The organism is Massilia violaceinigra, from assembly GCF_002752675.1.
Lineage (GTDB): Bacteria > Pseudomonadota > Gammaproteobacteria > Burkholderiales > Burkholderiaceae_D > Telluria_A > Telluria_A violaceinigra.
In genome coordinates, this window is the sequence record NZ_CP024608.1 from 1758204 (window position 1) to 1781798 (window position 23595).

General features: G+C 64.2%; 22 protein-coding genes and 1 other RNA gene. 16 read left to right on the forward strand and 7 right to left on the reverse strand.

What is annotated here, in order from left to right; translation table 11 throughout:
* Positions 1-125 precede the first annotated feature (125 nt).
* Entirely contained in the window at positions 126-1025 is a 900-nt protein-coding gene (gene rpoH, locus CR152_RS07910; RefSeq protein ID WP_054266431.1) for an RNA polymerase sigma factor RpoH, read from the reverse strand.
* A 687-nt stretch (positions 1026-1712) separates the two neighbouring features.
* Here rpoH and CR152_RS07915 point away from each other — a divergent pair.
* Complete coding sequence (locus CR152_RS07915) at positions 1713-2732, forward strand: Rpn family recombination-promoting nuclease/putative transposase (protein WP_099874424.1); 1020 nt, start codon at positions 1713-1715, stop codon at positions 2730-2732.
* A gap of 87 nt (positions 2733-2819) precedes the next feature.
* On the opposite strand, the gene ftsX is transcribed toward CR152_RS07915, so the two are convergent.
* The 4 genes from ftsX to CR152_RS07935 form a co-directional block, all read right to left on the reverse strand.
* Positions 2820-3740, reverse strand: coding sequence for a permease-like cell division protein FtsX (gene ftsX, locus CR152_RS07920; RefSeq protein WP_099874425.1), 921 nt, complete (start codon positions 3738-3740; stop codon positions 2820-2822).
* Positions 3737-4411 carry a cell division ATP-binding protein FtsE gene (locus CR152_RS07925; RefSeq protein ID WP_099874426.1) on the reverse strand — a complete coding sequence of 225 codons (675 nt, stop codon included), beginning with the start codon at positions 4409-4411 and terminating at the stop codon, positions 3737-3739. The genes ftsX and CR152_RS07925 overlap by 4 nt, the downstream gene beginning before the upstream one ends.
* Before the next feature lie 6 nt (positions 4412-4417).
* Positions 4418-5581 (reverse strand): signal recognition particle-docking protein FtsY, encoded by a 1164-nt coding sequence (gene ftsY, locus CR152_RS07930; protein WP_099874427.1) that lies wholly within the window; start codon positions 5579-5581, stop codon positions 4418-4420.
* A 134-nt stretch (positions 5582-5715) separates the two neighbouring features.
* The gene (locus CR152_RS07935) at positions 5716-6657 is read right to left on the reverse strand and encodes a MerR family transcriptional regulator (RefSeq protein ID WP_099874428.1); all 942 of its coding nucleotides are present in this window, start codon (positions 6655-6657) and stop codon (positions 5716-5718) included.
* Between the two features lie 302 nt (positions 6658-6959).
* Here CR152_RS07935 and CR152_RS07940 point away from each other — a divergent pair, with 302 nt between their 5' ends.
* From CR152_RS07940 to CR152_RS07980, 9 genes are read left to right on the forward strand one after another with little or no spacing between them, the layout of a single operon-like run.
* Positions 6960-8258: an NAD(P)/FAD-dependent oxidoreductase gene (locus tag CR152_RS07940; protein WP_099882091.1), complete on the forward strand. Its 1299-nt coding sequence runs from the start codon at positions 6960-6962 to the stop codon at positions 8256-8258.
* Positions 8245-9051: a DUF1365 domain-containing protein gene (locus CR152_RS07945; RefSeq protein WP_099874429.1), complete on the forward strand. Its 807-nt coding sequence runs from the start codon at positions 8245-8247 to the stop codon at positions 9049-9051. Before CR152_RS07940 ends, CR152_RS07945 begins: the two co-directional genes overlap by 14 nt.
* Entirely contained in the window at positions 9048-10280 is a 1233-nt protein-coding gene (locus CR152_RS07950) for an SAM-dependent methyltransferase (protein WP_099874430.1), read from the forward strand. Before CR152_RS07945 ends, CR152_RS07950 begins: the two co-directional genes overlap by 4 nt.
* A 1-nt stretch (position 10281) precedes the next feature.
* A complete protein-coding gene (locus CR152_RS07955; protein WP_099874431.1) occupies positions 10282-10818 on the forward strand; it encodes a chalcone isomerase family protein in 537 nt (178 codons plus the stop codon).
* Positions 10815-12050 carry an MFS transporter gene (locus CR152_RS07960; RefSeq protein WP_099874432.1) on the forward strand — a complete coding sequence of 412 codons (1236 nt, stop codon included), beginning with the start codon at positions 10815-10817 and terminating at the stop codon, positions 12048-12050. Before CR152_RS07955 ends, CR152_RS07960 begins: the two co-directional genes overlap by 4 nt.
* A gap of 18 nt (positions 12051-12068) precedes the next feature.
* A complete protein-coding gene (locus CR152_RS07965) occupies positions 12069-12623 on the forward strand; it encodes a DUF3833 domain-containing protein (RefSeq protein ID WP_099874433.1) in 555 nt (184 codons plus the stop codon).
* Positions 12620-13387: an SDR family NAD(P)-dependent oxidoreductase gene (locus CR152_RS07970; RefSeq protein WP_099874434.1), complete on the forward strand. Its 768-nt coding sequence runs from the start codon at positions 12620-12622 to the stop codon at positions 13385-13387. The genes CR152_RS07965 and CR152_RS07970 overlap by 4 nt, the downstream gene beginning before the upstream one ends.
* Complete coding sequence (locus tag CR152_RS07975) at positions 13384-13818, forward strand: nuclear transport factor 2 family protein (RefSeq protein WP_099874435.1); 435 nt, start codon at positions 13384-13386, stop codon at positions 13816-13818. Before CR152_RS07970 ends, CR152_RS07975 begins: the two co-directional genes overlap by 4 nt.
* 48 nt (positions 13819-13866) lie before the next feature.
* On the forward strand, positions 13867-14148 hold the full coding sequence (locus CR152_RS07980) for a hypothetical protein (RefSeq protein ID WP_157778380.1): 282 nt from the start codon (positions 13867-13869) through the stop codon (positions 14146-14148).
* A 107-nt stretch (positions 14149-14255) separates the two neighbouring features.
* Here the strand turns inward: CR152_RS07980 and CR152_RS07985 are convergent, their stop codons facing one another.
* Positions 14256-15959, reverse strand: coding sequence for a thiamine pyrophosphate-binding protein (locus CR152_RS07985; RefSeq protein ID WP_099874437.1), 1704 nt, complete (start codon positions 15957-15959; stop codon positions 14256-14258).
* Positions 15960-16150: 191 nt separating this feature from the next.
* On the opposite strand from CR152_RS07985, the gene CR152_RS07990 reads away from it, so the two are divergent.
* Complete coding sequence (locus CR152_RS07990; protein WP_099874438.1) at positions 16151-17476, forward strand: hemolysin family protein; 1326 nt, start codon at positions 16151-16153, stop codon at positions 17474-17476.
* 59 nt (positions 17477-17535) lie between these two features.
* Here the strand turns inward: CR152_RS07990 and CR152_RS07995 are convergent, their stop codons facing one another.
* A complete protein-coding gene (locus CR152_RS07995; protein ID WP_208640092.1) occupies positions 17536-18972 on the reverse strand; it encodes a pectate lyase family protein in 1437 nt (478 codons plus the stop codon).
* Between the two features lie 166 nt (positions 18973-19138).
* Here CR152_RS07995 and rnpB point away from each other — a divergent pair.
* From rnpB to CR152_RS08025, 5 genes are all read left to right on the forward strand, one after another.
* Positions 19139-19491, forward strand: an RNA gene (gene rnpB / locus CR152_RS08005) — RNase P RNA component class A.
* A 642-nt stretch (positions 19492-20133) separates the two neighbouring features.
* Positions 20134-20562 carry a division/cell wall cluster transcriptional repressor MraZ gene (mraZ, locus tag CR152_RS08010; protein WP_054266448.1) on the forward strand — a complete coding sequence of 143 codons (429 nt, stop codon included), beginning with the start codon at positions 20134-20136 and terminating at the stop codon, positions 20560-20562.
* A 12-nt stretch (positions 20563-20574) separates the two neighbouring features.
* Positions 20575-21537: a 16S rRNA (cytosine(1402)-N(4))-methyltransferase RsmH gene (gene rsmH, locus CR152_RS08015; protein ID WP_099882092.1), complete on the forward strand. Its 963-nt coding sequence runs from the start codon at positions 20575-20577 to the stop codon at positions 21535-21537.
* Positions 21534-21806: a cell division protein FtsL gene (gene ftsL / locus CR152_RS08020; RefSeq protein ID WP_099874440.1), complete on the forward strand. Its 273-nt coding sequence runs from the start codon at positions 21534-21536 to the stop codon at positions 21804-21806. The genes rsmH and ftsL overlap by 4 nt, the downstream gene beginning before the upstream one ends.
* Positions 21803-23587, forward strand: a complete 1785-nt coding sequence (locus CR152_RS08025) for a peptidoglycan D,D-transpeptidase FtsI family protein (protein WP_099874441.1) — start codon at positions 21803-21805, stop codon at positions 23585-23587. The genes ftsL and CR152_RS08025 overlap by 4 nt, the downstream gene beginning before the upstream one ends.
* Positions 23588-23595 lie beyond the last annotated feature (8 nt).

Consider the following 23595-nt stretch of genomic DNA (forward strand, 5'->3'; position numbering starts at 1 on the left):
TCGCATTATAAATATGTAATCAAGTGTATTGACTTGTACAAGCTTGACGATTTGTACCGACGAAAAAAATGCCGCCTAGTCTACACCAGGCGGCATCGGCGCGGGTGCGCCAGGCGTGCGCGGGCTCAGATATAAGCCGACAGCGCGCCTTTCATTTTCTTCAGAGCAGCGCTTTCGATCTGGCGAATGCGCTCGGCGGAGACGCCGAATTCGTCCGCCAGCGCGTGCAGGGTGGCACCGGAACCGTCGTCGTTGGCCAGCCAGCGCGCTTCGACAATGCGGCGCGAACGGGCGTCGAGCTTGCCCAGCGCCGTTTCCAGCCCTTCGGATTGCAGGCGCGTGACCTGTTCGGCTTCGAGCACCTTGGTCGGCTCGGACAGGTCCGACGACAGGTAGGCGATCGGCGAGAACTTGTCGTCTTCGTCGTCGGTCGGCGCTTCGAGCGCGATATCGCGGCCCGACAGGCGCGTTTCCATCTCGATCACTTCCTCGCGCTTGACGTCGAGCAGCTTGGCCAGCGCATCGATCTGGGTCGGGGTCATGGCGTCCAGGCCCTGCTTGTTGCTGCGCAGGTTGAAGAACAGCTTGCGCTGCGCCTTGGTCGTGGCAACCTTGACCAAGCGCCAGTTCTTCAGGATGTACTCATGCATTTCGGCCTTGATCCAGTGCATGGCGTACGACACGAGGCGCACGCCCTGGTCCGGATCGAAACGCTTGACCGCCTTCATCAGGCCGATATTGCCTTCTTGAATCAAATCGGCGTGCGGCAGGCCGTAGCCGAGGTAGCCGCGCGCGATCGACACCACCAGGCGCAGGTGCGACAGCACCAGCTCCTGCGCGGCGGCGAGGTCGTTATTCTTTTGCAGGCGCTGGGCCAGGGAAATCTCTTCCTCGTGGGTCAGCATCGGCAGGCGGTTGACCGCCGAGATATAGGCGTCGATATTGCCCAGATTGCCGGTGAAACCGAGTCCTAAAGCACGATTGCCGGTCGGAACCAATGCGGATTGTGCGGACAACGTCATCATGTATTTCCTCGTAGAGTGTCTGTGCTGCATCATCAAATGCCCAGGCCGGATGCGGGTCCGGGGCGATAGTTGCGGTCTGATGCCAGCGGTGGCTTCGGGGATTCCCCGCCATGCAAGACCCTATATTAGCACTCTCTCGTGTTGAGTGCCAATGCCGAGAATTTATGGCAGTGATAGCGAAATGTTATTACTTTGAGGCAATCATAAATTTGCAGATTTCACTCTAGTGGAGGCTACTATTTGAGCCTTGATACAGATCAAATTTGCTGTGCGCCGGATCGCCATGCGCTTGCGCCGGCGCAGTATGTGAGCCCGGCTCCAGTGTCGCCGATCATGGCGGCCGCCTCTGTTCGTTTACACACGCAATGCGTTCGTAAAAAGCCAGGCCCGCGTATGGATAAAATGCAATCTTTTCGTTAAACCATCATTTCTCTTTCCGCAGTCGACAGACAGCATGAATCCCATCATCATGGCTGGCGGCGACAATGACAACTATCTGTATGGCTGGGCCGCGTCGGAAGCGGTCAACGGAAAGGGAGGCAATGACGTTCTGCCCGGTGGAGACGGCAACGACACGCTCGACGGCGGCACCTCCGGTATCCTGATCGGCAGCGAAGGGGCTCAGGCGCCGGCGCGCGCGTCTAAGGCAGCGCAAAGGGAGGGAAGGGGCCCTCGCTACAATGCGCCATGCCCGCCCTTCACGACCTCGGATACCGCTTGCTGTTCGCCCACCCGGAACTGGTGCGCGAACTCATCACGGATTTTACTTCCCTCAAGCTGCTCGACGAGGTCGCGCTGTCGGCGTTCGAACGGGTCAATCCGGCGTATGTGAGCGAGCGCTTGTCTGCGCGCCAGAATGACATTGTCTGGCGCGTGCGGGTCGGCCAGCAGTGTTTGTACGTGTACATCCTGCTCAAATGCCAATCCGGCGTGGACCGCTGGATGGCCTTGCGCATCCAAACCTACATTGGTCTACTGTACCAGGACCTGGTCAAGCGCCACGACTTGTCCCCTGGCCTGCTGTTGCCGCCGGTGCTGCCCCTGGTGTTCTACAACGGCGTGCCGCACTGGAGCGCCAGCACGGAGCTGGCCGGGCTCCTCATGCAAGCGCCCGCCGAGCTTGCGGCATTCCAGCCAACACAGCGCTACGTGCTGATCGACCAGCAGCGTCTGGACAGGACGGCGCTGGAAGCGAACGCCAGCTTGCTGGCGCTGCTGTTCCGGCTTGAACTTTCACTCTTTCCCGATGTCTCAACGAACGTCTTGCCTGCGCTGACGACATGGTTCAAGGAAGCTCCCCAGGCCAGCCTGCGGCGCTCGGTCCAAGTGTGGGTAAACGGTTTGCTGGCACGCGGAACCGGCAATTCCGAATTGTTTATGGTTGATAGCGCGCAGGAGGATGCTGACATGGGAGACAAACTTGCAACTTGGGCCGAGCAGCTTGAGGAGATCGGCTTTCAAAAGGGATTCGCGTTGGCGGAGAAAGCCAAGGAAGACGGCAAGGCGGAAGGCAAGGCGGAAGGGCAAGTCATTGCCCTTCGCGGGATGCTGGGCAGCCTGTTGCGCAGCCGGTTCGGCGCCTTGCCGGCGCCGGCAGCGCAGCGCATCGCCCGGGCCACTCAGGCAGAGCTTGAACAGTGGTTCGAGCGCAGCCTCAGTACGCCCAGCTTGCAGGCGGTGTTTGACGATGGCGCGACATCCACTTGATCCGACCATGTCATCAGAGAGGCCGGCGGTCGCGCCGTGAGGCGCGTGATGCAGTCCAGGCAGATACGCATTGGCGACATTGCCGCCCTAGCGCAGGCGCGCCAGGTGCCTGCGCACCGACAGTACCGCCCCGGCCAGGCCGAGCGCGGTGCTCACGGCCAGCAGCACGCCCATCGCCACCGGATTGAGCGGCGCCAGCTGGAAGGTCGAGCCGTACAGGCGCGCGAACTCGCCGATGGCCGTATTGAGCGGTTGCAGCGACAAGGTCACCGCGCCCAGCGCCACGCCGCCGGCGCACATGCCCAGCAGACCCCCGGTGTAATAGAAGGGACGGTGGATGAAGCCGTCGGTCGCGCCGATCAGTTTGCTCACGGCGATTTCGTCGCGCTGGGTCAGCACCTGCAGGCGGATCGTATTGAACACCACCGCAATGACCACCATGCCGAGGGTGACGGCCAGCAGCAGCAGAATCAGGCGCATCACGCGCAGCAGGGCGGCCAGGCGCTTGACCCAGGCCGAATCGACCTGCACCGCGTCCACGCCCGGCAGCGCGCGCAGGCGCTCGGCGATGGCGTCGACGCTGCCCGCTTCGCTCACGCTCCTGAAACTGTCGAGCTTCAAGACATACCCGTCCGGCAGGGGATTTTCACCCAGCGTGGTCAGGACGTCGGCCAAGCCGCTCTTGCTTTTCAGGCTGTCGAGCGCCTGTTCGCGCGAGACGAACGCGATGCGCGACTTGGGATCGGCCAGGATCGCGCGGATGGCCGGCTCCAGCGCCTGCGCCTGCTCGCGCGTGGTCTCGGCCTTGGTGAAGACGCTGATTTCCGGCTCGACCGAGAGTTGCTCGGACATCGGACGCACATTGTCGAGCAGGGTCAGGCCGGCGAACGGCAAGGTGAGCGCGATGGCGACCACGATCACATTGAACAGGAAACTGAGCGGCGACTTGCCCAGCTGGCCGAGCGCCGAGCCGATGGCGAAACTGTGTTGGCGGAACCAGCGCTTCATGTGGCGTCTCCCACCACGCTGCCCTGGTCGAGCCGGATCACGCGCGCGCTGCCGTGGCGCGCGGCGTCGTACAGCACCAGCTCGTCATGGGTGGCGATCAGGCAGGTCACGCCCACCGAATGAAAGGCGCGCAGGGCGTCGAGCACCTTGTCGGCGCTGGCGCGGTCCAGATTGGCGGTCGGTTCGTCGGCCAAAATGATCTGGGGCCGGTTGACGATGGCGCGGGCGATCGCCACGCGCTGCTGCTCGCCGCCCGATAATTCGAGCGGGCGCGCCAGCGCGCGTGCTTCCAGCCCGACTTTTTCCAGCGCGGCGCGGGCCCGCAGTTCGGCTTCGGCCTTCGACGCCCCGGTCACCAGCAGCGGCAACATGGTATTGGCCAGGATCGAGCGGTCGGTCAGCAGGCGCTGCTGCTGGAAAATCAGGCCAAGATTGCGCCGCAGGTAGGGCAGGCTGGCGTTTTTCATGCGCCCGATATCCTGCTCGTTGACCAGTACGCTGCCCGAGGTGGGGCGCTCCATGGCCGCGATCATCTTCAGCAGGGTCGACTTGCCGGCGCCGGACGGGCCGGCCAGGTAGACCAGCTCGCCGCGGGCGATGTTCAGGGTGACTTCGCGCAGGGCGGTGGCGTCGGCCGAGTAGGTTTTGGAGACACACCGGAATTCGATCATGTACGCTTATCCCAGCAGCGCCTCGACGAATTCGTCGGCGCTGAACGGTTGCAGGTCTTCGATTTTTTCGCCGACCCCGATGAAATACACGGGAATCGGGCGCGTGCGGGCAATCGCGGCCAGCACGCCGCCCTTGGCGGTGCCGTCCAGCTTGGTGATCACGAGGCCGGTCAGCTGCAGCGCATCGTCGAAGGCCTTGACCTGGGCCAGGGCGTTCTGGCCGGTGTTGCCGTCGATGACCAGCAGCACTTCGTGCGGGGCGCCATCCATGCCCTTGCCGATCACGCGCTTGATCTTTTTCAATTCTTCCATCAGGTGCAGCTGGGTCGGCAGGCGGCCGGCCGTGTCGACCATGACCACATCCATCTTGCGCGCTTTGCCGGACTGCACGGCGTCGAAGGCCACGGCGGCCGGGTCGCCCGATTCCTGGGCGATCACGGTGACGTTGTTGCGCTGGCCCCAGACCATCAATTGCTCGCGCGCGGCGGCGCGGAAGGTGTCGCCGGCGGCCAGCAGCACCGACTGCTCGTACTTCTGCATGTGCTTGGCGAGCTTGCCGATGGTGGTGGTCTTGCCGGCGCCGTTCACGCCCGCGATCATCATCACCAGCGGTTCGTGGCGGCCCAGTTCGAGCGGCTTGACCAACGGGCGCAGCATGTCGGTCATGAGCACCTTGAGCGCGGCCTTGACGGCGGCCGCGTCGAGCAGCTTGTCTTCTTTTACCTTGCGGCGCAGCTCGGTGAGCAGGAAATCGGTGGCGTCCATGCCGGCGTCCGACATCAGCAGGGCCGCTTCCAGCTCTTCGTACAGGTCTTCGTCGATGCGCGCGCCCACGAACAGCAGGCTCAGGTTGTTCGAGGTTTTCGACAGGCCCGCTTTCAGGCGTGCCATCCAGGAGCTTTTGCTGTCGGCATCGTTGCCGAGGCGCTCGGCGGTTTCCGGAATCAGCTCGCTGCCGAAGGCGGGCAGCGGCGCTGGCGCGACGAAGGTCGAGGTGGTGCCGTAACGGCGTGACGGCGCTACGGCTGGCGCTGCGGGCGCAGGCAGGTCCGGCGCGGCCGCGGCTTGCACGATTGCTGCGGGTACGGCCGCTACCGGCGCAGGCGCAGCGCTCGGCGGTGGCGGCGGAAGATCGGGAGCGGGCGGTTTTTTCTTAAAAAAACTAAACATGGGAATGTGTTGGAGGGCGCAGCATGCTGATGCCCGGCGGCGCCGGGCACGACGAAATCGATGCCGCGTATTTTACCAGAGCAGGGCCGGGTTTCCCCTGGCGGGCTGGCCGGCAGCGTCGATTGCTTGCCCGCCTAAGCGCTAAGCGCGCTGTTCTGGGTCCGCCAGCGCGCCACCGCCGCATCGATGTCGTGCAGGTCGAGCACGCGGTTGGGCCCGAGCTGGCGCCGGGCCAGCGCGGCGCAGCTGCCGCCGGCCCACACCTGCACGCTCTCGCCCAGCCGGTTTTGCAGCTCGACCACATTGTCGACCGCCGCGCGCGGCGACATCACGCTCGAAAACGACAGCGCCACGATATCGGCGCGCTGCACCCGCGCCGCCTCGACGATATCGGCCAGCGGCGTCTGCACGCCGAGCGAGACGCAGTGCGCCCCTTCCAGCGCGAACAGCGCTTCGGCCATCAAGAGGCCCAGGCCGTGGCGTTCCTGGGGCACGGTGGTGAGCAGGATGCGCGGGGCGGCGTCGATCTGGCCGGTCTGCTGGTTGGCCGCGAAGATCGCGTTGCGCATCACGCTTTGCAGCAGTTCGGCGAACAGGTGTTCTTCAAAAATGGCCAGGCCGCCGGTGGCCCAGGTGTCGCCCACCAGCGTGGTCAGCGGCGCCACCAGTTCCAGCACGAAGCGGCGCAGGCCCAGTTGCAGCAGCGCCTGGGCCATTTTCTGGCGCAGCTCGTGCATCTGGTGCGCCTTGATCATGACCAGGCACTGGCGCAGCACCGGATCGTCGGCGTCGGCGGCGATGGTGCCGGTGCCGGACTTGCTGGCCATGCTGCTCAGCTCTTCCGTGTCCAGATGCATGATCTTGCCGGGCCGGTAACCCATGTCCAGCAGGCGCTTGACCACCCGCAGGCGCGCCACCTGGTCGAGCGGATACAGGCGCTCGCCGTTGGCATCGCGCTGCGGCTGCGGAAAGTTGTAGCGCCGTTCCCACACGCGCAGCGTTTCCTTGGGGACGCCGGTATCCCGTTCCACGTCGCTGATGCTGCTGAAGACGGCAGTGGTCTGTGCTTGGCTCATTGTCGCATTCATCGTTTGTTCAGGACATCGTCCCGATTGTAAGTCGAAATAGTAAACATAAAACTACTCTTTGTATGAGCTTGTTTTCGCTGGTCCCCGCAGGCGCCACATGATGCCATGCCTCTTGATATTCCTGCTTGGTAATAAATCGCAATTCTTGAATCCAATTTCCCACCCACGGCGTATAAATCAATGACAGTTCAGTTTGTCATGGACAAATCGTTGACATATTTCATTATTTCACGGATTATCCGTCAGGTGGCGAGTTTGTCCTAGACAAAACAAGGAAAGCAGGTGGAATGATGAAGATAGCGGTGATTGGGGCAGGAATTTCAGGTTTGTCGTGCGCATACCGGCTTGTCCAGGGCGGGGCGGACGTGACTCTGTATGAAGCGGGTGCTTACTTCGGTGGCCACAGCAACACGGTGGACGTGACCCTCGATGGCATTACACATGGCGTGGACACCGGCTTTTTGGTGTTTAACGAGCGTACCTACCCGAACCTGATTGCCCTGTTCGCAGAACTCGGCGTGGAAACCGCGCCCAGCGACATGTCGTTCTCGGTCAAGCTGCCGCTCGGGCCGGAGCGGGGCGCGCGCATGCTGGAATGGGCCGGCAGCAATCTCGACACCGTGTTCGCCCAGCGCGGCAACCTGCTGCGTCCGCGCTTCCTGGGCATGGTGCGCGATATTGTGCGCTTCAACCGCCACGCCACCAGCCTGGCCGTGGCCAAGCGCATGCCGGCCATGTCGCTGGGCGACTTCCTCGACCAGCATGGCTACAGCGCCCAGTTCCGCGCCTGGTACCTGCTGCCGATGGCGGCCTGCATCTGGTCGTGCCCCTCGGACCAGATGCTGGCCTTCCCGGTGGCGACCTTCATCCGCTTTTGCCACAACCACGGCTTGCTGCAGGTGAGCGACCGGCCCCAGTGGCGTACCGTGCGCGGCGGTTCGCGCAACTATGTCGACAAACTGCTCGCTGCCATTCCCCGGCGCCGCCTGGCGTCCCCGGTCACCGGCGTGACGCGCAACCCGGCCGGCGGCGCGCGCTCGGTGCGCGTCGATACCGCCGTTGAAAGCGAGCAGTTCGACCATGTCGTCATGGCCTGCCACAGCGACCAGTCGCTGGCGTTATTGACAGACGTGCGCGAGGACGAGCGCTCGGTGCTGGCGGCGGTGCGCTACCAGCCCAACCGCGCCGTACTGCACACGGACGCCAGCTGCCTGCCGCGCAGCCGCAAGGCCTGGTCGGCCTGGAATTACCAGAGCACGGCCTCGGTCACGCCGCAGGTGTGCGTGCACTACCTGCTCAACCAGCTGCAGCCGCTGCCTTTTACAACGCCGGTGATCGTCTCGCTCAACCCGATCGATGAGCCCAACCGTGCCCGCGTGCTGGCGTCGTTCGACTACGCGCACCCGGTGTTCGACGACGCCGCCGTGGCCGCGCAAACGCGCCTGGCTGGCTTCCAGGGCTGCCAGAACACCTGGTTCGCGGGCGCCTGGACCGGCTACGGCTTCCATGAAGATGGTCTCAAGTCCGGCCTTGCCGCCGCCGCTGCGCTGACGGGCCTGATGCAGGGCGCGCAGCATGCGGCGGCCTGACCCCGCCGTCGATGCGCGCGCGCAGCTGTGCTTCGGCCAGGTGCGCCACACGCGCCTGCGCCCGGTGGCCCATGCGTTCGCGTACGCCACCTATTACGTGCGCCTGCCGCTGCGCGCGATGGGCAAGCAGGACTTTGGCTGCGCGCTGTTTTCGCGCAACCGCTTCAATCTGCTGTCCTTTTCCGACGCCGACCATGGCGACGGCAAGGCCCCGCTGGTCGACTGGATCGACGCGCTGCTGCACAAGGAAGGCATTCTCGACGCCGATGGCGAGGTATGGCTGCAAACCATGCCGCGGGTGCTCGGCTTCGTCTTCAATCCGGTCTCGTTCTGGTTTTGCCACCGGCGCGACGGCGCCCTGCGCGCGCTGGTGTGCGACGTGCGCAATACCTTCGGCGAGCGCCACTTTTATCTGCTCGACACCGGGGCCGCCATCGCCAACGGCCAGGAACTCCATGCGCGCAAGGTGTTCCATGTGTCGCCGTTCTGCCAGGTGCAGGGCGGCTACCGCTTCCGCTTCACGCACGTGCGGCGCTTGAAGGATGGCCTGCCGCAGGACAGCACCCTGGCCTGCATCGATTACGACGATGCCGACGGCGCGCTGCTGCAAACGAGCCTGTCCGGCAGCGCCACGCCGATCACTTCAAGCAGCGCGGCGCGCGCCTTCTTCGGCTTTCCGCTGATGACGGCCGGCGTGGTGGCGCGCATTCATATTCAGGCGCTGCGCCTCTGGCTGCGGCGCGTCCCGTTCTTTTCCAAACCGACTCCACCCCAACATAAGGTAACCCGATGAGCTCCCAATCCCTGCCATCGCTTGCACCGGCCGCGTCCAGCCTGCGCGCCGCCACGCCCGCGCCATCGTCCGCCAAGCTCATTCTCAAGCTGCTCGAGAACCTGAAACACGGCGCGCTGACCCTGATCACGCCGGACGGCGCGCAGCGTCACTTCGGCGACGAGTCGGTGCCCGTCATCCTGGAGCTGAACAACTGGAACTGCTTTTCCGCCGCCATGCGCTCGGGCGATATCGGCTTTGCGGAAGCCTATATCGACGGCGACTGGAACACCAATAACCTGACCGGCCTGATCGCCCTGCTGGCGCGCAACCGCGCCGCCATCGAAACGCTGGTCTACGGCAGCTGGTGGGGCAGCCTGGCCTACCGCATCAAGCACCTCCTGAACCGCAACAGCAAGGCCGGCAGCCGCAAGAACATTCACGCCCACTACGACATCGGCAACGAGTTCTATAAGTTGTGGCTCGATCCGTCGATGACGTATTCGAGCGCCCTGTACACCGAAGCCAGTGGGCGCGACCTGGAACAGGCGCAGCAGGCCAAGTACCGCAGCATTCTGCGCCAGCTGGAGGTTTCGCCCGGCCAGAAGGTGCTCGAAATCGGCTGCGGCTGGGGAGGATTCGCCGAACTGGCGGCGCGCGACGGCGAGGTGCATGTGACGGGATTGACCCTGTCGGAGCAGCAGCTGGCCTACGCCAAGAACCGCCTGCAACAAGCCGGCCTGCTTGACAAGACCGACCTGCGCCTGTGCGACTACCGCGACAGCGCCGGCCAGTACGACGCCATCGCTTCGATCGAGATGTTCGAGGCGGTGGGCGAGAGCTACTGGCCCAGCTACTTCGAGTGCATCGCGCGCAACCTCAAATCGGGCGGGCGCGCCTGCATCCAGACCATCGTCATCGCCGACGAACTGTTCGAGCGCTATCGCAAGGGCACGGACTTCATCCAGCAGTTCATTTTCCCGGGCGGGATGCTGCCGTCGCCATCGGTGTTCGAACGCATGGCTTTTGAATACGGCCTCACGGTGACCAGCCAGCACCGCTTCGGCATCGATTACGCCGACACCCTGGTCGAATGGCGCAAGGCGTTCCACGCGCGCCTGGACGAGGTGCGCGCGCAGGGCTTCGACGAGCGCTTCATCCGCACCTGGGAGTTTTACCTGTGCTACTGCGAGGCCGCCTTCCGCGAAAAGAACACCGACGTCATGCACTTCACCCTGACGAAAGCCTGAGATGCGGCGCCGCCAGGTTCTGTTATCCGCGTGTGCGCTGCTGTCGATGCCGGCCTTCGGCTCCGCCGCCGTGCCGGCCCACATCGAAGAAAACCTGCCGCAGGCGCGCCTGGCCGGCAAGGGCACCTACACCTGGTTCGGGCTGGCGATCTATGAAGCCGAACTGTGGGTGGGCGACAAAGGCTACCGCGCCGACCTGCCGTTCGTGCTGGAGCTGCGCTATGCGCGCAAGCTCGATGGCGTCAAGATCGCCGAGGCCAGCGCCGACCAGATGGCAAAAATCGGCGCCGGCAGCGCAGCCCAGCGCGCACGCTGGCTGGCCAATATGAAGACCATCTTCCCCGATGTGAAAGAAGGTACCCGCATCAGCGGTGTGTTCGTGCCCGCTAGCGGCGCCCGTTTTTACCTCGATGGCAAGATGCTGGCGTCGGTGCCCGACCCGGAGTTCGCGCGCGCCTTTTTCGGCATCTGGCTCGACCCGGCCACCAGCGCACGCTCGCTGCGGGCCGCGCTGCTCAAAGACGCTGGCGCGCGATGAGCCGGCTGTCGCTGCCGATGCTGCTGTCGTACGGCCTGTTCGGCCTGCCGCTGGCGATGGTCGCGCTGCCGATCTATGTTTACCTGCCCCAGTTCTACGCCGGACGCGCCGGGCTGTCGCTGGCGCTGATCGGCGCCGTGCTGCTGACCGCGCGCGTGGCCGCCGCCTTTATCGACCCGCTGCTCGGCTGGTGGATCGAGCGCGGGCAGGGCGCCTACGCGCGCTATGTGGCGCTGTCGCTGCCGGTGCTGCTTGCCGGCTTCGTGGCGCTGTTCCACCCGCCGCCGCTGGGCAGCCTGGCGACCATGGCCTGGTTTCTCGGTGCGCTGATGCTGGTGTACGTCGGTTTCAGCATCGCCACCATTGCGCACCAGAGCTGGGGCGCGGCGCTGACCCAGGCCCCGCTCGAGCGCGCGCGCGTGACTGGCGTGCGCGAAGCCTGCGGCCTGGTGGGCGTGGTGCTGGCGGCGGCGGTGACGGGCAAGGCAGGCTACGGCGCCCTGAGCGTCGCCTTCGCCGTCGCCCTGGCCGTGGGCGGCGCGTTGCTGCTGGCCAGGGCCGCGCGCCCGGCCATCGGCAAGGCATCCGCCGCGCGGCCCGACTGGCGCGCCATGACGGCGCCGTTTCGCGAGGCGCCGTTCCGCGCCCTGTTCGCGGTCCTGATCGTCAACGGCATCGCATCCGCGATTCCGGCCACGCTGTTCCTGTTCTTTGCGGCCGACCGGCTGCAGCTGGGCGCCATGTCCGGCCTGTTCCTGATTGTGTACTTCGGCGCGGCGGCGGCCTCCATGCCGCTGTGGATCGGCGCCGCCGCCCGTTTCGGCGAGGCGCGCGCCTGGGCCGCCGGCATGCTGCTGGCGGCCGCCGTTTTCGTCTGGGCGTTCGGGCTGGGCGCGGGCGCGGGCATTGCCTTCGGCGCGATCTGCCTGTTGTCCGGACTGGCGCTGGGCGCCGACCTGGCGCTGCCGCCGGCGCTGCTGGCCGGCGTGATCGGCGCGGCCGGGCATGCCGGCGGGCGCGAAGCGGCCTACTTCGGCGTATGGAACTGGGGCGTGCAAATGACGCTGGCGCTGGCCGCCGGCATCGCCCTGCCGCTGCTGGCGTGGCTCGGCTACGTGCCCGGCGCCGGTGGCGGCACCACCGCGCTGGCGGCCGCCTACGCGCTGCTGCCGTGCGCACTCAAATTGCTGGCCGCCGCCATGTTGTGGCGCGCGCCCCTGCGCCACTGTTAATTTATAAAGGATTGAACGATGACACTCTCAAGAATTTTCGCCGCCGGCGCCCTGGCGCTGGCCATCGCCGGCTGCAGCACGCCCACCCCCGAAACCTACGCGAAACAGTCGCCGAGCCTCGACATCACCCGGTATTTCAACGGCACGCTGGACGCGCACGGCATGTTCCAGGACCGCTCAGGTGAAGTCATCAAGCGCTTCGTGGTGGTGATGCGCTGCCAGTGGAACGGCGACACGGGCGTGCTCGATGAAGATTTCGTGTACTCCGATGGCACGCGCCAGAAGCGCGTCTGGACGCTGACCAAAACCGGGCCGGGAACCTTCACGGCCACCGCGGCGGATGTCGTCGGCACCGCGCGCGGCACCGTGTCGGGCAATGCGCTGCGCTGGCAGTATGTGCTGGCGCTGCCGGTCGACGGCAAAGTGATCAACATGGACATGGACGACTGGATGTTCCTGATCGACGACAAGGTCATGCTGAACCGAACCGCGATGAGCAAGTTCGGCGTAAACCTGGGCAGCGTGACGCTGTCGTTCAGCAAGCGCCCCGCCACGGGCGCGGCGCCGCAATGAATCCGCGCGTCAAAGCGTGGCGCGGACGGCGCGTGTGGATGATCGGCGCCTCGACCGGCATCGGCGAAGCGGCCGCGCACCTGCTGCTCGACCTGGGTGCGCGCGTGGCGTTTTCCGCGCGCAGCGCCGACAAGCTCGAACAGACGGTGGCGGGCGAGCCGCACGCGCTGGCGCTGCCGCTGGACGTGACCGACCGTGCCAGCGTCGACGCGGCCTGCCAGCGCATCGTGGCCGCGTGGGGCGGCATCGACCTGGTGCTGATCGTGGCCGGCGGCTACAACGAAATGCGGGCCGATGCGATCGACCTGGCTGCGGCCAACCAGATGATCGACCTGAATCTGCGCGGCGCTTTCAATTGCCTCGACGTGGCGCTGCCGCTGCTGATCAAGCAGGGCGCGGGCGGAATCGGCATTGTGGCCTCGGTGGCCGGCTACGGCGGGCTGCCCAAGGCGCTGGTGTACGGGCCGACCAAGGCGGCGCTGATCAACCTGTCCGAGTCGCTGTACCTCGATTTGCGTGCGCGCGGGATCGCGGTGTACCAGATCAATCCCGGCTTCGTCGACACGCCGCTGACGGCGAAGAACGACTTCAAGATGCCGGCCCTGATGAGCGCCGCCGATGCCGCGTATGCGATGGTGGAGGGGATCGAGCGCGGGGACTTCCACATCCATTTCCCCAGGCGCTTCACCAACAGCATGCGTCTGGCGCGGCTGCTGCCGTATCGCCTGTATTTCTGGCTGATTCACAAGGTGACGGGATTATGAACCGCGCGCCGGAACTGGCACGGCTGGTGCGCTTTTACGAGAATATCGAGCGGGCGTCGGTGCGCGCGCAACTGACGCAGATTTACGCGCCCGGCGCGCGGTTCAAGGACCCGTTCAACGAGGTATGCGGGATTGAACCGATTATCGGCATTTTCGTGCACATGTTTGCACAGGTCGAGCAGCCGCGCTTCGTGGTGACGTCGACCGTGCTGCAGGGCGACGAGGCCTTCCTGACATGGGAGTTTCTGTTCCGGATGAAGCGTTTTTCGAAAGCGCCGCAATGCATCCGCGGCGCGACGCGGATCCGCTTCAATGCGGGCGGGGCGGTCATGATGCATCGCGATTATTGGGATGCCGCCGAGGAGTTATATGAAAAGCTTCCATTAATAGGAAGTGTCATGCGCTGGCTCAAACGTGCGGCAAATAATTAGGCTGTATGAAGTGGCACACATATGCATCAATCCGACTCAAGATTAGCTATGCTTTTATCGGAAAAGGGTATAAATTATTACAAAACGATGACAGGAGGCAGTGTGAAAAGCCCAGACAATTTCAGCTTGTTGATTTCGCCGGAGACGATTCATGTGGCGGGGTCGATGTGGATACGCAACGTCATCGGATTGGCGTTTATCGCCACGGTGGCTTGTTTCTTTACGGCGCCCGTGACCGAAGCGCCAAGCGCCTACGACCGGCCGCTGCCTATGCCAGCCGAGCTTGGTCTTGAACTGCTGCCGCAAGCGCAGCTGCTCAGTCCGCAGTAACTCGTTCTTTCCCGATTTTCAAGACAAAGCGCATGGCCTGTCCGGTATGCGCTCCTTCTTGTGCCCGCTACCGATACCACTGGTATCGATAGCGGGCTAACCGTCCCTTACTTGGCGGCCTTTGCAGCTTCAGCCGTCTTCCTGATGGTGTCCAGCGTCGCATTCGGCGTAATCAAATTGCCGTCGTAGCGCAGTTCGATCACTGCCGGCAGCGACTTCTCGCGCGTGTGCGCCAGCGCGCGTGCCAGGGCCGGGCCGAACTCCGCTGTCGCGTTGACCACCTCGCCATGGGCGCCATAAGCCTTGGCCAGTTCCGCAAAGTCCGGGTTATGCAAGCTGGTGCCCGACACCCGGCCCGGATAATCGCGCTCCTGGTGCATGCGGATGGTGCCGAACATGCCATTATTAAAAACGATAATGATCACGCCGGCTTTGTATTGCACCGCCGTGGCCAGTTCCTGGCCGTTCATCATGAATTCGCCATCGCCGGCAAAGGTCACTACAGTACGTGTCGGATCGACAATCTTTGCCGCTATTCCCGATGGAACGCTGTAACCCATCGCGCCATTCGTCGGCGCCAGCTGGGTACGCATGCCGCCATAGCGGTAAAAGCGGTGCGCCCACGATGCGTAATTACCGGCGCCATTGGTGATGATGGTATCGCGCGGCACTTGCGCCATCAGGTCCTGCACCACTTGCCACAGGTCGAGCGGGGCCTTGCCATCCTTGAAGATCGGCGGCTGTTCCTGGTAGGCGGCCAGCTCGGCTTTCGCCTCGGCCACGCTGCCGCGCCAGGCGGACGCATCGACCGGTTCCATCGCGGCCAGCATGGCGCAGGCTTGCGCGGCGCCGCTGTTGATCATCAGGTCGGCCTGGTAGACGCTGCCCAGTTCCTCGGCATCGGCATGGAAATGCACCAGGCGCTGGGCCGGGACGGGCGAGGCCAGCAGGGTGTAGCCGCCGGTCGTCATTTCGCCCAGGCGCGGGCCGATGGCGATCACCAGGTCGGCGTTTTTCACGCGCGCGGCCAGTTTCGGATTGATGCCGATGCCGACGTCACCTATATAGTTGGGGTGGGCGTTGTCGAGCAGGTCCTGGAAGCGGAAGGTGCAGCCGACCGGCAGGGCATTGGCTTCGGCGAAGCGCTGCAGGTCGGCGCAGGCCTGGGCGTTCCAGCTGGCGCCGCCAAGCAGCACGACCGGACTTTTTGCGCTGGCCAGCATCTCGCGCAGGGTGGCGATCTGTGCGCTCGACGGCGACGCCTGCACCGCCTGGTAGCGGCGCGTGTCGGCCACGCTGGCGGTGTCGATCAGCATGTCTTCCGGCAGCGCCAGCACCACCGGACCCGGGCGGCCGCTGGTGGCGACCTGGAAGGCGCGCGCGATGTATTCGGGAATGCGGTCGGCGCGGTCGATCTGGGTGACCCACTTGGCCATCTGGCCATACATGCGGCGGTAATCGATCTCCTGGAACGCTTCGCGGTCGATGAAATCGTTGCCGACCTGGCCGATGAACAGGATCATCGGGGTCGAATCCTGGTAGGCCGTGTGCACGCCGATCGAGGCGTTGGTGGCGCCCGGGCCGCGCGTGACGAAGCAGATGCCGGGCTTGCCGGTCAGCTTGCCGTAGGCTTCGGCCATGAACGCGGCGCCGCCTTCCTGGCGGTTGATGATGAAGCGGATGTCGGAATCGTGCAGGGCGTCGAGCACGTCGAGGTAGCTTTCGCCGGGAACCCCGAAGGCGGTGTCGACGCCGTGAATGTTGAGCGCATCGACCAGAATCTGGCCGCCACTGCGGGAAGGGTGCGTCATGTCGTCTCTGCCTTGATGGTTGAGTATGCGCCATTCTATGCGAGCCGATTCTCGCAAGCTTTTGAAATTACGACATTAAATATCAGAATTACTATCCCGGGCGAAGGGCGCGCGACATTGGCCTGCCTCAAACCCCGGCGATATGGCAGGGCTAACTTGGATGGATTCACCGTCCGCGCAAGCTAGCTTCCATGGAAATGCTGATCATCCTCGTCCTCATCTTGCTCAATGGCGTGTTCGCCATGTCCGAGCTGGCGCTGGTGTCGGCCAAACGGGTGCGGCTCGAAAAAATGGCCCGGGAGGGGCGCGGCGGCGCGCGCGCGGCGATGCGGCTGGCCGACGACCCCAGCGCCTTCCTTTCCACGGTCCAGGTCGGCATTACCGTCATTTCCATCTTTAACGGTGCCTTCGGCGAAGCCTCGCTGACCGAACGCCTGGCCCCGCAGCTGGCCGCGGTGCCGGTGCTGGCGCCGTATGCGCGCCCGCTGTCGCTGGCCATGGTGGTGGCCGGCATCACGCTGGTCTCGATCCTGCTCGGTGAGCTGGTGCCCAAGCGCATCGCGATCCAGTATCCCGAATTCGTGGCCTCCGTCATCGCGCCGCCCCTGCAGGCGCTGTCGCGGGCGATGGCGCCGTTGGTGCATCTGCTGTCGGCCTTGAGCGACCTGATCATGCGCATCCTGGGCATGGGACGAGCGCCCGACAGCACCCCGACCGCCGACGAGATCAGCGGCATGCTCAGGGAAAGCGCCGACGCCGGCGTGCTCGACAAGACCGAATCGGACATCGCAGAGCGTGCCCTGCGCCTGGACGACCAGCGTCTCGATGCGCTGATGACCGCGCGCGCCGACTTGCAGCTGATCGACCTCGATGGCGACCGCAGCGACAACCTGGCGCGCATCGCGGCCAGCCCGTTCAGCCGCTTTCCGGTGGTGCGCGGCGACCCGTCGCATGTGCTGGGGGTGGTCGACGCGGGCGAGCTGTTCGCCCAGGCGATCCGGCAGCGGACGCTCGACGCCATCGATATCGGCGCGGCCATGCATCCGGCGCTGCTGGTGCCGGCCACGGTCAGCGCGCGCGGCTTGCTGGAACAGTTGCGCCAGCAGCACGCCGAGCTGGCGCTGGTGGTCGACGAGCACGGCCAGCTCAAGGGCATGGTGACCCTGAACGACCTGATGGCGGCGCTGATCGGCGCGCTGCCCGGGAACGAGGCGCGCGAACCGGACGCCGTGCGGCGCGACGATGGCAGCTGGCTGCTCGATGGCGACCTGCCGTTGGCGCGCCTGCGCGAACTGCTCGGGATTGGCCCGGCGCTGCCCGGCGAAGCGAGCGGCGCCTACCAGACCCTGGCCGGGTTTGTGCTGGAGCAAGTTGGGCATGTGCCCGCTGCGTCCGACCGCTTTGTGTGGGAACGCTATCGTTTCGAGGTGGTGGATATGGACCGGCACCGGATCGACCGGGTGCTGGTGTCGGAGCTGGGGGAGGCCGGCGGCGCTGCGCTGGCCCAGCCGCGCTAGCGCGCGACGCTCCCATGCGCAATGCCGCGGCCGGGGGGCGGGCCGCGGCATTGCGGGGTTTACCTGACGCTGAGCTTGCCGGCGCCTGCATTACGCAGGACCGATTCGCGCACTTTCGACGCATCGATCACGGCCGGGGTGTATGGCAGGGTCCAGCCGATCGCGTTGCTGAACTTGCAGCTTTCGCCGCCCATGCCCAGTGCCGCGCCGTTCAGCTGGGAACCGCTGTCGACGATGGCGCCGGTTTTGCTCGACGAACCCGAAGCCTGGACCACATCGCCGCATTCCTTGGCGCCGAGGACGTCGAAAGCATTGTGCTGCGACACGATCTTGGCCTTGTAACCCACGCCGATGCTGTAGTGGTGCGGGTACAGCTTGGCGTCGCGGTCGCCCTGGAAGTAGTTGTTGTAGATGTGAACCTTACCGAAACGCACACGCGGCGAACGGCCGGTGATGTCCAGGTAATGATTGCCGTGGAAAGTCACCGTCAGGTGGCCATCGTCGGTGGTGGTGTCGTCGGACGAGCCGACCAGGGTGTTTTTCTCGTGCAGCTTGAACACATTGTTTGACACGGTCACGTAGTCGGCGCCATTCTTGATGTCGAGCGAGCCATCGTGGCATTGCTTGAGTTTGCCATTCTCTTTCGGGAACTGGTCGTCGGTGCGCGGCGCATCGGTGAAGGTGTTGTGGTCGATCCAGACGTGGGTCGACTTGTCGACGTTCATGCCGTCGTAGCGCGAGTTCCAGTTGCCGGTACTGGTATCTTTCGGATCCCATACCGGGGCGATGTCGCATGGATTGGCGATGGTCAGGTTGCGCACGATGACGTTGTCCACGCCCTTGATCATGATGCGGCCGTTGACGATGCCCGCATTCGGGCCCACGCCGATCAGGGTACTGTTCGAGGGCAGCGAAATCAGGCTGCGCACGCCCTGGTCGGCGACACTCTTGAACGGACCGTCGGCGGCCATGTCGATGGTGCCGTAGACCTTGATCTGCACCGGTTTGCCGCCCTCGGTCTTGAGTGCGGCCAGCAGTTGCGATGGCGTGCTGACCAGGAAGACATCCTTCTGCGCCGCCGCCGCGCCGCCGCGGGTGCCGGTGCCGTGGCTGGCCCATCCGGTTGCCGGGGCTGCCTGCGTCAGCGGATCGGTGTCGGATGGCGGCGTAGTTGGCGGCGTCGTTGGTGGTGTCGTTGGCGGGGTGGTCGGCGGCGTGGTGCCGCCATCGAGCGGGCCTAGCGCGCATTTTTTGTCGAGGCTCGGATAGGGATCGCTGCCAAACGTGGCGACGGTGCAGGCAACTTTGCCGCTGAGCGATTTGACGACCCATTTGTTTTTGATGCCGAACGACACCTTGCGCTTGCTGGCACCGACGTCACAGGTTCCGCCCTGGGCGGCGCATTTCGAGAAACCTTCCGGCCAGTCCGCGGCATGGACGGCGGCGCTGGCGAAGAGAGTGGTGCTGATCAGTGCTGCAAGGGGTAACAGTTTCATTTAGTTTCCTTTTTATAAACTGTCGATATTGTAATTGCACGTATGTACGTTGGGTAACTCGGCTGCGATCACATTTTTTACACGATTGATATCGAAATCGATATCAGTGGCGGGCGCTGGCCGGAAACTTGGCCGCGATGGCTGTGGCGCGGTACAATGGAGGGGTGAAGCAGGCCAGACAGTCGCTGGCTGGCGCGTAATGCGTCGGCGGGAGGAAGGTCCGGACTCCATAGAGCAGGGTGACGGTTAATGGCCGTCCGCTGAAAGCCGACCGGCGCAAGCCGGGGAGTATAAGGCGAGGAATAGGGCCACAGAGACGAGCGTATTAAGTTACGGTGAAACGCGGTAACCTCCACCTGGAGCAATCCCAAATAGGCACGCGTTGAGGCGGCTCGCGGAGCGTGCGGGTAGGGAGCTTGAGCGCCGGAGTAATTCGGCGCCTAGAGGAATGGCTGTCATAGCGAATGCCTGCAAGGGTAGTCGCCGTAACAAAATCCGGCCTATCGGCCTGCTTCACATTGAATATCCGGCGCGCAATGCGCCAACGCAACCACGCCGCGCCCTTTGACAGGGCGTGCGTATGCCAGCCGCTGGTGTGCTGCAATCATTTCCCGCATTTCCTGCCCCCTTGCGCCACCCGAGGCGCGTGTTCGTATAGCTGCGCAATCACGCTTAGCCACGCCAGGCCGGGCCACGCCAGGCCGGGCCCCGCCAGGCCGGGCCACGCCAGGCCAAACCACGCCAGGCCAAACCACGTCAAGTCGGGCCGCGCTTTAGGGCCCGCGCGGCCGGTCTACCACAGTCCGGCCCGCACATCAGACAAATCACTCATCCGTTGCGTAAAAGTAAGCAGATGTAATTATTTTAAGCTTTGTTGTGTCTCGCAAACCCATGTGTATAGATGAGGTTGAACATTCACTGTCTTGTCTAAGTCTCTAATTTATCGACATATTTTACTTTGAAGATCCTTCAAGGTAATGCGCTAAGTCCTTGACTTCATTAACAAAATTCCCTTTTAGCACGATTGAAAGCGCTTGACCGTCCAGATGGCTTCATCTAAAGTGGGCAACTGTGTGAAAAAGTGTAGTTTTGTGGGAGAAAAAATGATGCTCCTGGCGCCAAAACACCGACTTCATAATAACTTTTCCAAGTAGGTAACTCGTGTTTCAAGGCGCGTCCGCAATCAATCTCGATGCGAAAGGCAGGATGTCCATCCCCGCCAAGCATCGCGACGCACTCGCAGTCCAGTGCGAAGGCCGCCTCACGCTTACCCGCCACCCGCACGGGTGCCTGCTGTTTTTTCCGCGTCCGGTGTGGGAATCGCACCGCGAGCAAATTGCCGCCTGGCCGATGTCGGCCCGCGCGTGGCAGCGTATTTTCCTCGGCAACGCTTGCGATGTCGAGCTCGACTCCGCCGGCCGCATCCTCATTTCCCCCGAGCTGCGCAGTGCCGTCGGCCTGACCCGCGAAGTCATGCTGCTGGGCATGGGCAGCCATTTCGAGATCTGGGATGCCGCCAAGCTGGCCGAAGATGAGCAAGCCGCCGTCGCCGGTGGCATGCCCGATGTGTTATCTAATTTTTCTTTCTAAGGCGCGCCGATGATGAACGTGGTGGCGGTGCCGGAATTTCAGCACCGGACGGTGTTGCTGGACGAAGCGGTCGATGCGCTCGATCTGACGGGTGCGCGTGCCGATGGCACTTATATAGACGGGACCTTCGGTCGCGGCGGACACAGTCGCCTGATTTTGTCGCGCCTGGGTCCGAAAGGACGCCTGTTCGCCTTCGACAAGGATTTGCAGGCCATCGCCACGGCGGGCCAGATCATTGATCCGCGCTTCGAGATCGTGCACGACAGTTTCGCCACCATGCAGCAGGCGCTGGCCGCGCGCGGCGTGGCGCAGGTCGACGGCATCCTGCTCGACTTGGGTATTTCCTCTCCGCAGGTGGACGACGCCGCGCGCGGTTTCAGCTTCCGCAACGATGGTCCGCTCGACATGCGCATGGACACCACGCGCGGCGTTTCCGCCGCCGCATGGCTGGCCAGCGAGACAGAACAACAATTGGAAAGGGTCATTCGCGATTATGGGGAAGAACGGTTTGCTTTTCAGATTGCAAAGGCGATTGTTGCTCGCCGGGCAGTCGAACCAATTTCAAGCACACGACAGCTTGCCGGCATCGTGGCAAACGCGGTCAAAACCCGGGAGAAGGGCAAGGATCCGGCAACCCGGACCTTTCAGGCTATCCGGATTTTCATCAATAAAGAGCTTGAAGACCTTGAAACAGGCTTGAGCGCCGCCTACGCCATGCTCGCGCCCGGCGCGCGCATGGCCGTGATCAGCTTTCACTCGCTGGAAGACCGCATGGTCAAGCAGTTCCTGGCGAGCAAGGTCAAGGTCGAGCAGCCCGACCGCCGCCTGCCGATCCGCGCGGTCGACCTGCCGCAGCCGCTGATGAAGCTGGTAACCAAGATGAAGCCGTCCGACTCGGAAATCGACGGCAATCCGCGCGCCCGCTCGGCCGTGATGCGGGTGGCCGAACGCTTGCCCGCCCGGAGCGCGCCGTGAACGGCAAGATCAACATCGTGCTGGCCGCGCTGCTGGTCGGCTGCGCCCTGTCGCTGGTCAATGCCCAGTACCAGGCGCGTAACCTGTTCATCGAACTGGGCAAGCTGGAACAGCAGGCGCGCCAGCTCGACATCGACTGGTCGCAGCTGCAGCTGGACCAGTCGACCCTGGGCACCAACGCGCGCATCGAACAGATCGCGCGAGACAAGCTCGACATGACGCCGCTGACCCCGGCGCGGACGCAGTACCTGACGGAAGGGGCGCAATGAAACGCGGTGGCAATGGTGCGGCAGGCGCGCGAGTAGCGGCCTCGAAAGGCGTATCGTTCTCGAAAAGCCCGGTCCTGGCGGTCAGCCTGCCGACCTGGCGTTCGCGCGTCGTGCTGTTCGTGCTGTTCGCGGCCTTTGTCGCGCTGGCCGGCCGCGCCGTGTGGCTGCAAACCGTGACCGACGAGGTCCTGATCAGCTACGGCAAGCAGCGCTACGAGCGCACCATCGAACTGCCCGCCACGCGCGGGCGCATCCTCGACCGCAACGGCCAGGTGCTGGCATCCTCGGTACCGGTCAAGGCGGTATGGGCCATTCCCGAAGACGTGCTGGCCTCGCCGCCGGAGAAACTGCGCGCCCTGGCCGCGCTGCTCAAGATGAGCGACGCCGAGCTGCGCAAAAAACTCGATTCCGACCGCACCTTCGTCTACCTCAAGCGCCAGGTGGAAATGCCGGTGATCGACCAGATCGCCAAACTGGACATCAAGGGCCTGGACACGCGCAAGGAATACAAGCGCTTCTATCCGCAGGGCGAAATCGCGACCCACCTGGTCGGGTTCACCAACGTCGAAGACGCCGGCCAGGAAAGCATGGAACTGGCGCAGCAAAAGACCCTGGTCGGCACCACCGGCAGCCGCCGCGTGATCAAGGATCGTCTCGGCCAGATCGTCGAAGACGTGGGCCTGTCGAAAGAGCCGCACGACGGCCGCGACCTGACCCTGTCGGTCGACAGCAAGCTGCAGTACATCGCCTTTACGCAGGTGAAGGAAGCCGTGGCCAAATTCAAGGCCAAGGCCGGCGCCGCCGTGGTGCTGGACGTGAAAACCGGCGAAGTGCTGGCGCTGGCCAACTGGCCGACGTACGATCCGAACGACCGCAAGGGCCTGACCGGCGCGCAGCTGCGCAACCGCGTCATCACCGACACCTTCGAGCCGGGATCGACCCTGAAACCCTTTACCGTGGCGCTGGCGCTCGACACCGGGCGCGTCACGCCCAACACCCGCATCGATACCGGCGCCGGACGCCTGGTGATCAACGGCGCCCCGATTTCCGACACCAAGCCGCACGGCGTGATCTCGGTCGCCGAAATCATCGAAATGTCGTCCAATATCGGCACCTCCAAGATTGCGCTCTCGATGCCGCCGCGCGAAATGTGGGAGATGTTTACCGAAGTCGGTTTCGGCCAGCAGCCCAAGTTCGGTTTTCCCGGCGCGGTGGCGGGGCGCGTGCGTCCGTACAAATCGTGGCGTCCGGTCGAACAGGCCACCATGAGCTACGGGAACGGCATCTCGGTCTCGCTGCTGCAGCTGGCGCGCGGCTACATGATGTTCGCCCGCGATGGCGACACCATTCCGCTGTCGTTCCAGAAGGTGAGCGAGCTGCCGGTGGGGCGCCAGATCATCAAGCCGAAAACCGCGCGCAACATGCGCGAAATGCTCGAACGCGCGGTCTCGGGCCAGCACGGTACCGCCAAGCAGGCGCAGATCGCCGGATACCGCGTGGGCGGCAAGACCGGCACCGCCTACAAGGTCGAAAACGGCAAGTACGCCATGCCGCGCAAGTACATCGGCAGTTTCGTGGGCATGGTGCCGATGTCGAATCCGCGCTTCATCATCGCCGTCATGATCGACGAACCGACCGCGCTCGGCCACTTCGGCGGCATCGTGGCGGCGCCCACCTTCGCCGCGCTGGCCGCCAACGCGCTGCGCGCGCTTAACATTCCGCCCGATTCGGACGTGACCGAAATCGTCGCGCCGTACGATGGCTCCGGGGAGGTCATGTAATGCTGTCT

Coding starts and splice junctions, on each gene's coding strand:
- rpoH (WP_054266431.1), bottom strand. CDS start 1,025: ATGATGACGTTGTCCGCACAATCCGCATTGGTTCCGACCGGCAATCGT.
- CR152_RS07915 (WP_099874424.1), top strand. CDS start 1,713: ATGCCCGCCCTTCACGACCTCGGATACCGCTTGCTGTTCGCCCACCCG.
- ftsX (WP_099874425.1), bottom strand. CDS start 3,740: ATGAAGCGCTGGTTCCGCCAACACAGTTTCGCCATCGGCTCGGCGCTC.
- CR152_RS07925 (WP_099874426.1), bottom strand. CDS start 4,411: ATGATCGAATTCCGGTGTGTCTCCAAAACCTACTCGGCCGACGCCACC.
- ftsY (WP_099874427.1), bottom strand. CDS start 5,581: ATGTTTAGTTTTTTTAAGAAAAAACCGCCCGCTCCCGATCTTCCGCCG.
- CR152_RS07935 (WP_099874428.1), bottom strand. CDS start 6,657: ATGAGCCAAGCACAGACCACTGCCGTCTTCAGCAGCATCAGCGACGTG.
- CR152_RS07940 (WP_099882091.1), top strand. CDS start 6,960: ATGAAGATAGCGGTGATTGGGGCAGGAATTTCAGGTTTGTCGTGCGCA.
- CR152_RS07945 (WP_099874429.1), top strand. CDS start 8,245: ATGCGGCGGCCTGACCCCGCCGTCGATGCGCGCGCGCAGCTGTGCTTC.
- CR152_RS07950 (WP_099874430.1), top strand. CDS start 9,048: ATGAGCTCCCAATCCCTGCCATCGCTTGCACCGGCCGCGTCCAGCCTG.
- CR152_RS07955 (WP_099874431.1), top strand. CDS start 10,282: ATGCGGCGCCGCCAGGTTCTGTTATCCGCGTGTGCGCTGCTGTCGATG.
- CR152_RS07960 (WP_099874432.1), top strand. CDS start 10,815: ATGAGCCGGCTGTCGCTGCCGATGCTGCTGTCGTACGGCCTGTTCGGC.
- CR152_RS07965 (WP_099874433.1), top strand. CDS start 12,069: ATGACACTCTCAAGAATTTTCGCCGCCGGCGCCCTGGCGCTGGCCATC.
- CR152_RS07970 (WP_099874434.1), top strand. CDS start 12,620: ATGAATCCGCGCGTCAAAGCGTGGCGCGGACGGCGCGTGTGGATGATC.
- CR152_RS07975 (WP_099874435.1), top strand. CDS start 13,384: ATGAACCGCGCGCCGGAACTGGCACGGCTGGTGCGCTTTTACGAGAAT.
- CR152_RS07980 (WP_157778380.1), top strand. CDS start 13,867: ATGCTTTTATCGGAAAAGGGTATAAATTATTACAAAACGATGACAGGA.
- CR152_RS07985 (WP_099874437.1), bottom strand. CDS start 15,959: ATGACGCACCCTTCCCGCAGTGGCGGCCAGATTCTGGTCGATGCGCTC.
- CR152_RS07990 (WP_099874438.1), top strand. CDS start 16,151: ATGGAAATGCTGATCATCCTCGTCCTCATCTTGCTCAATGGCGTGTTC.
- CR152_RS07995 (WP_208640092.1), bottom strand. CDS start 18,972: ATGAAACTGTTACCCCTTGCAGCACTGATCAGCACCACTCTCTTCGCC.
- rsmH (WP_099882092.1), top strand. CDS start 20,575: ATGAACGTGGTGGCGGTGCCGGAATTTCAGCACCGGACGGTGTTGCTG.
- CR152_RS08025 (WP_099874441.1), top strand. CDS start 21,803: ATGAAACGCGGTGGCAATGGTGCGGCAGGCGCGCGAGTAGCGGCCTCG.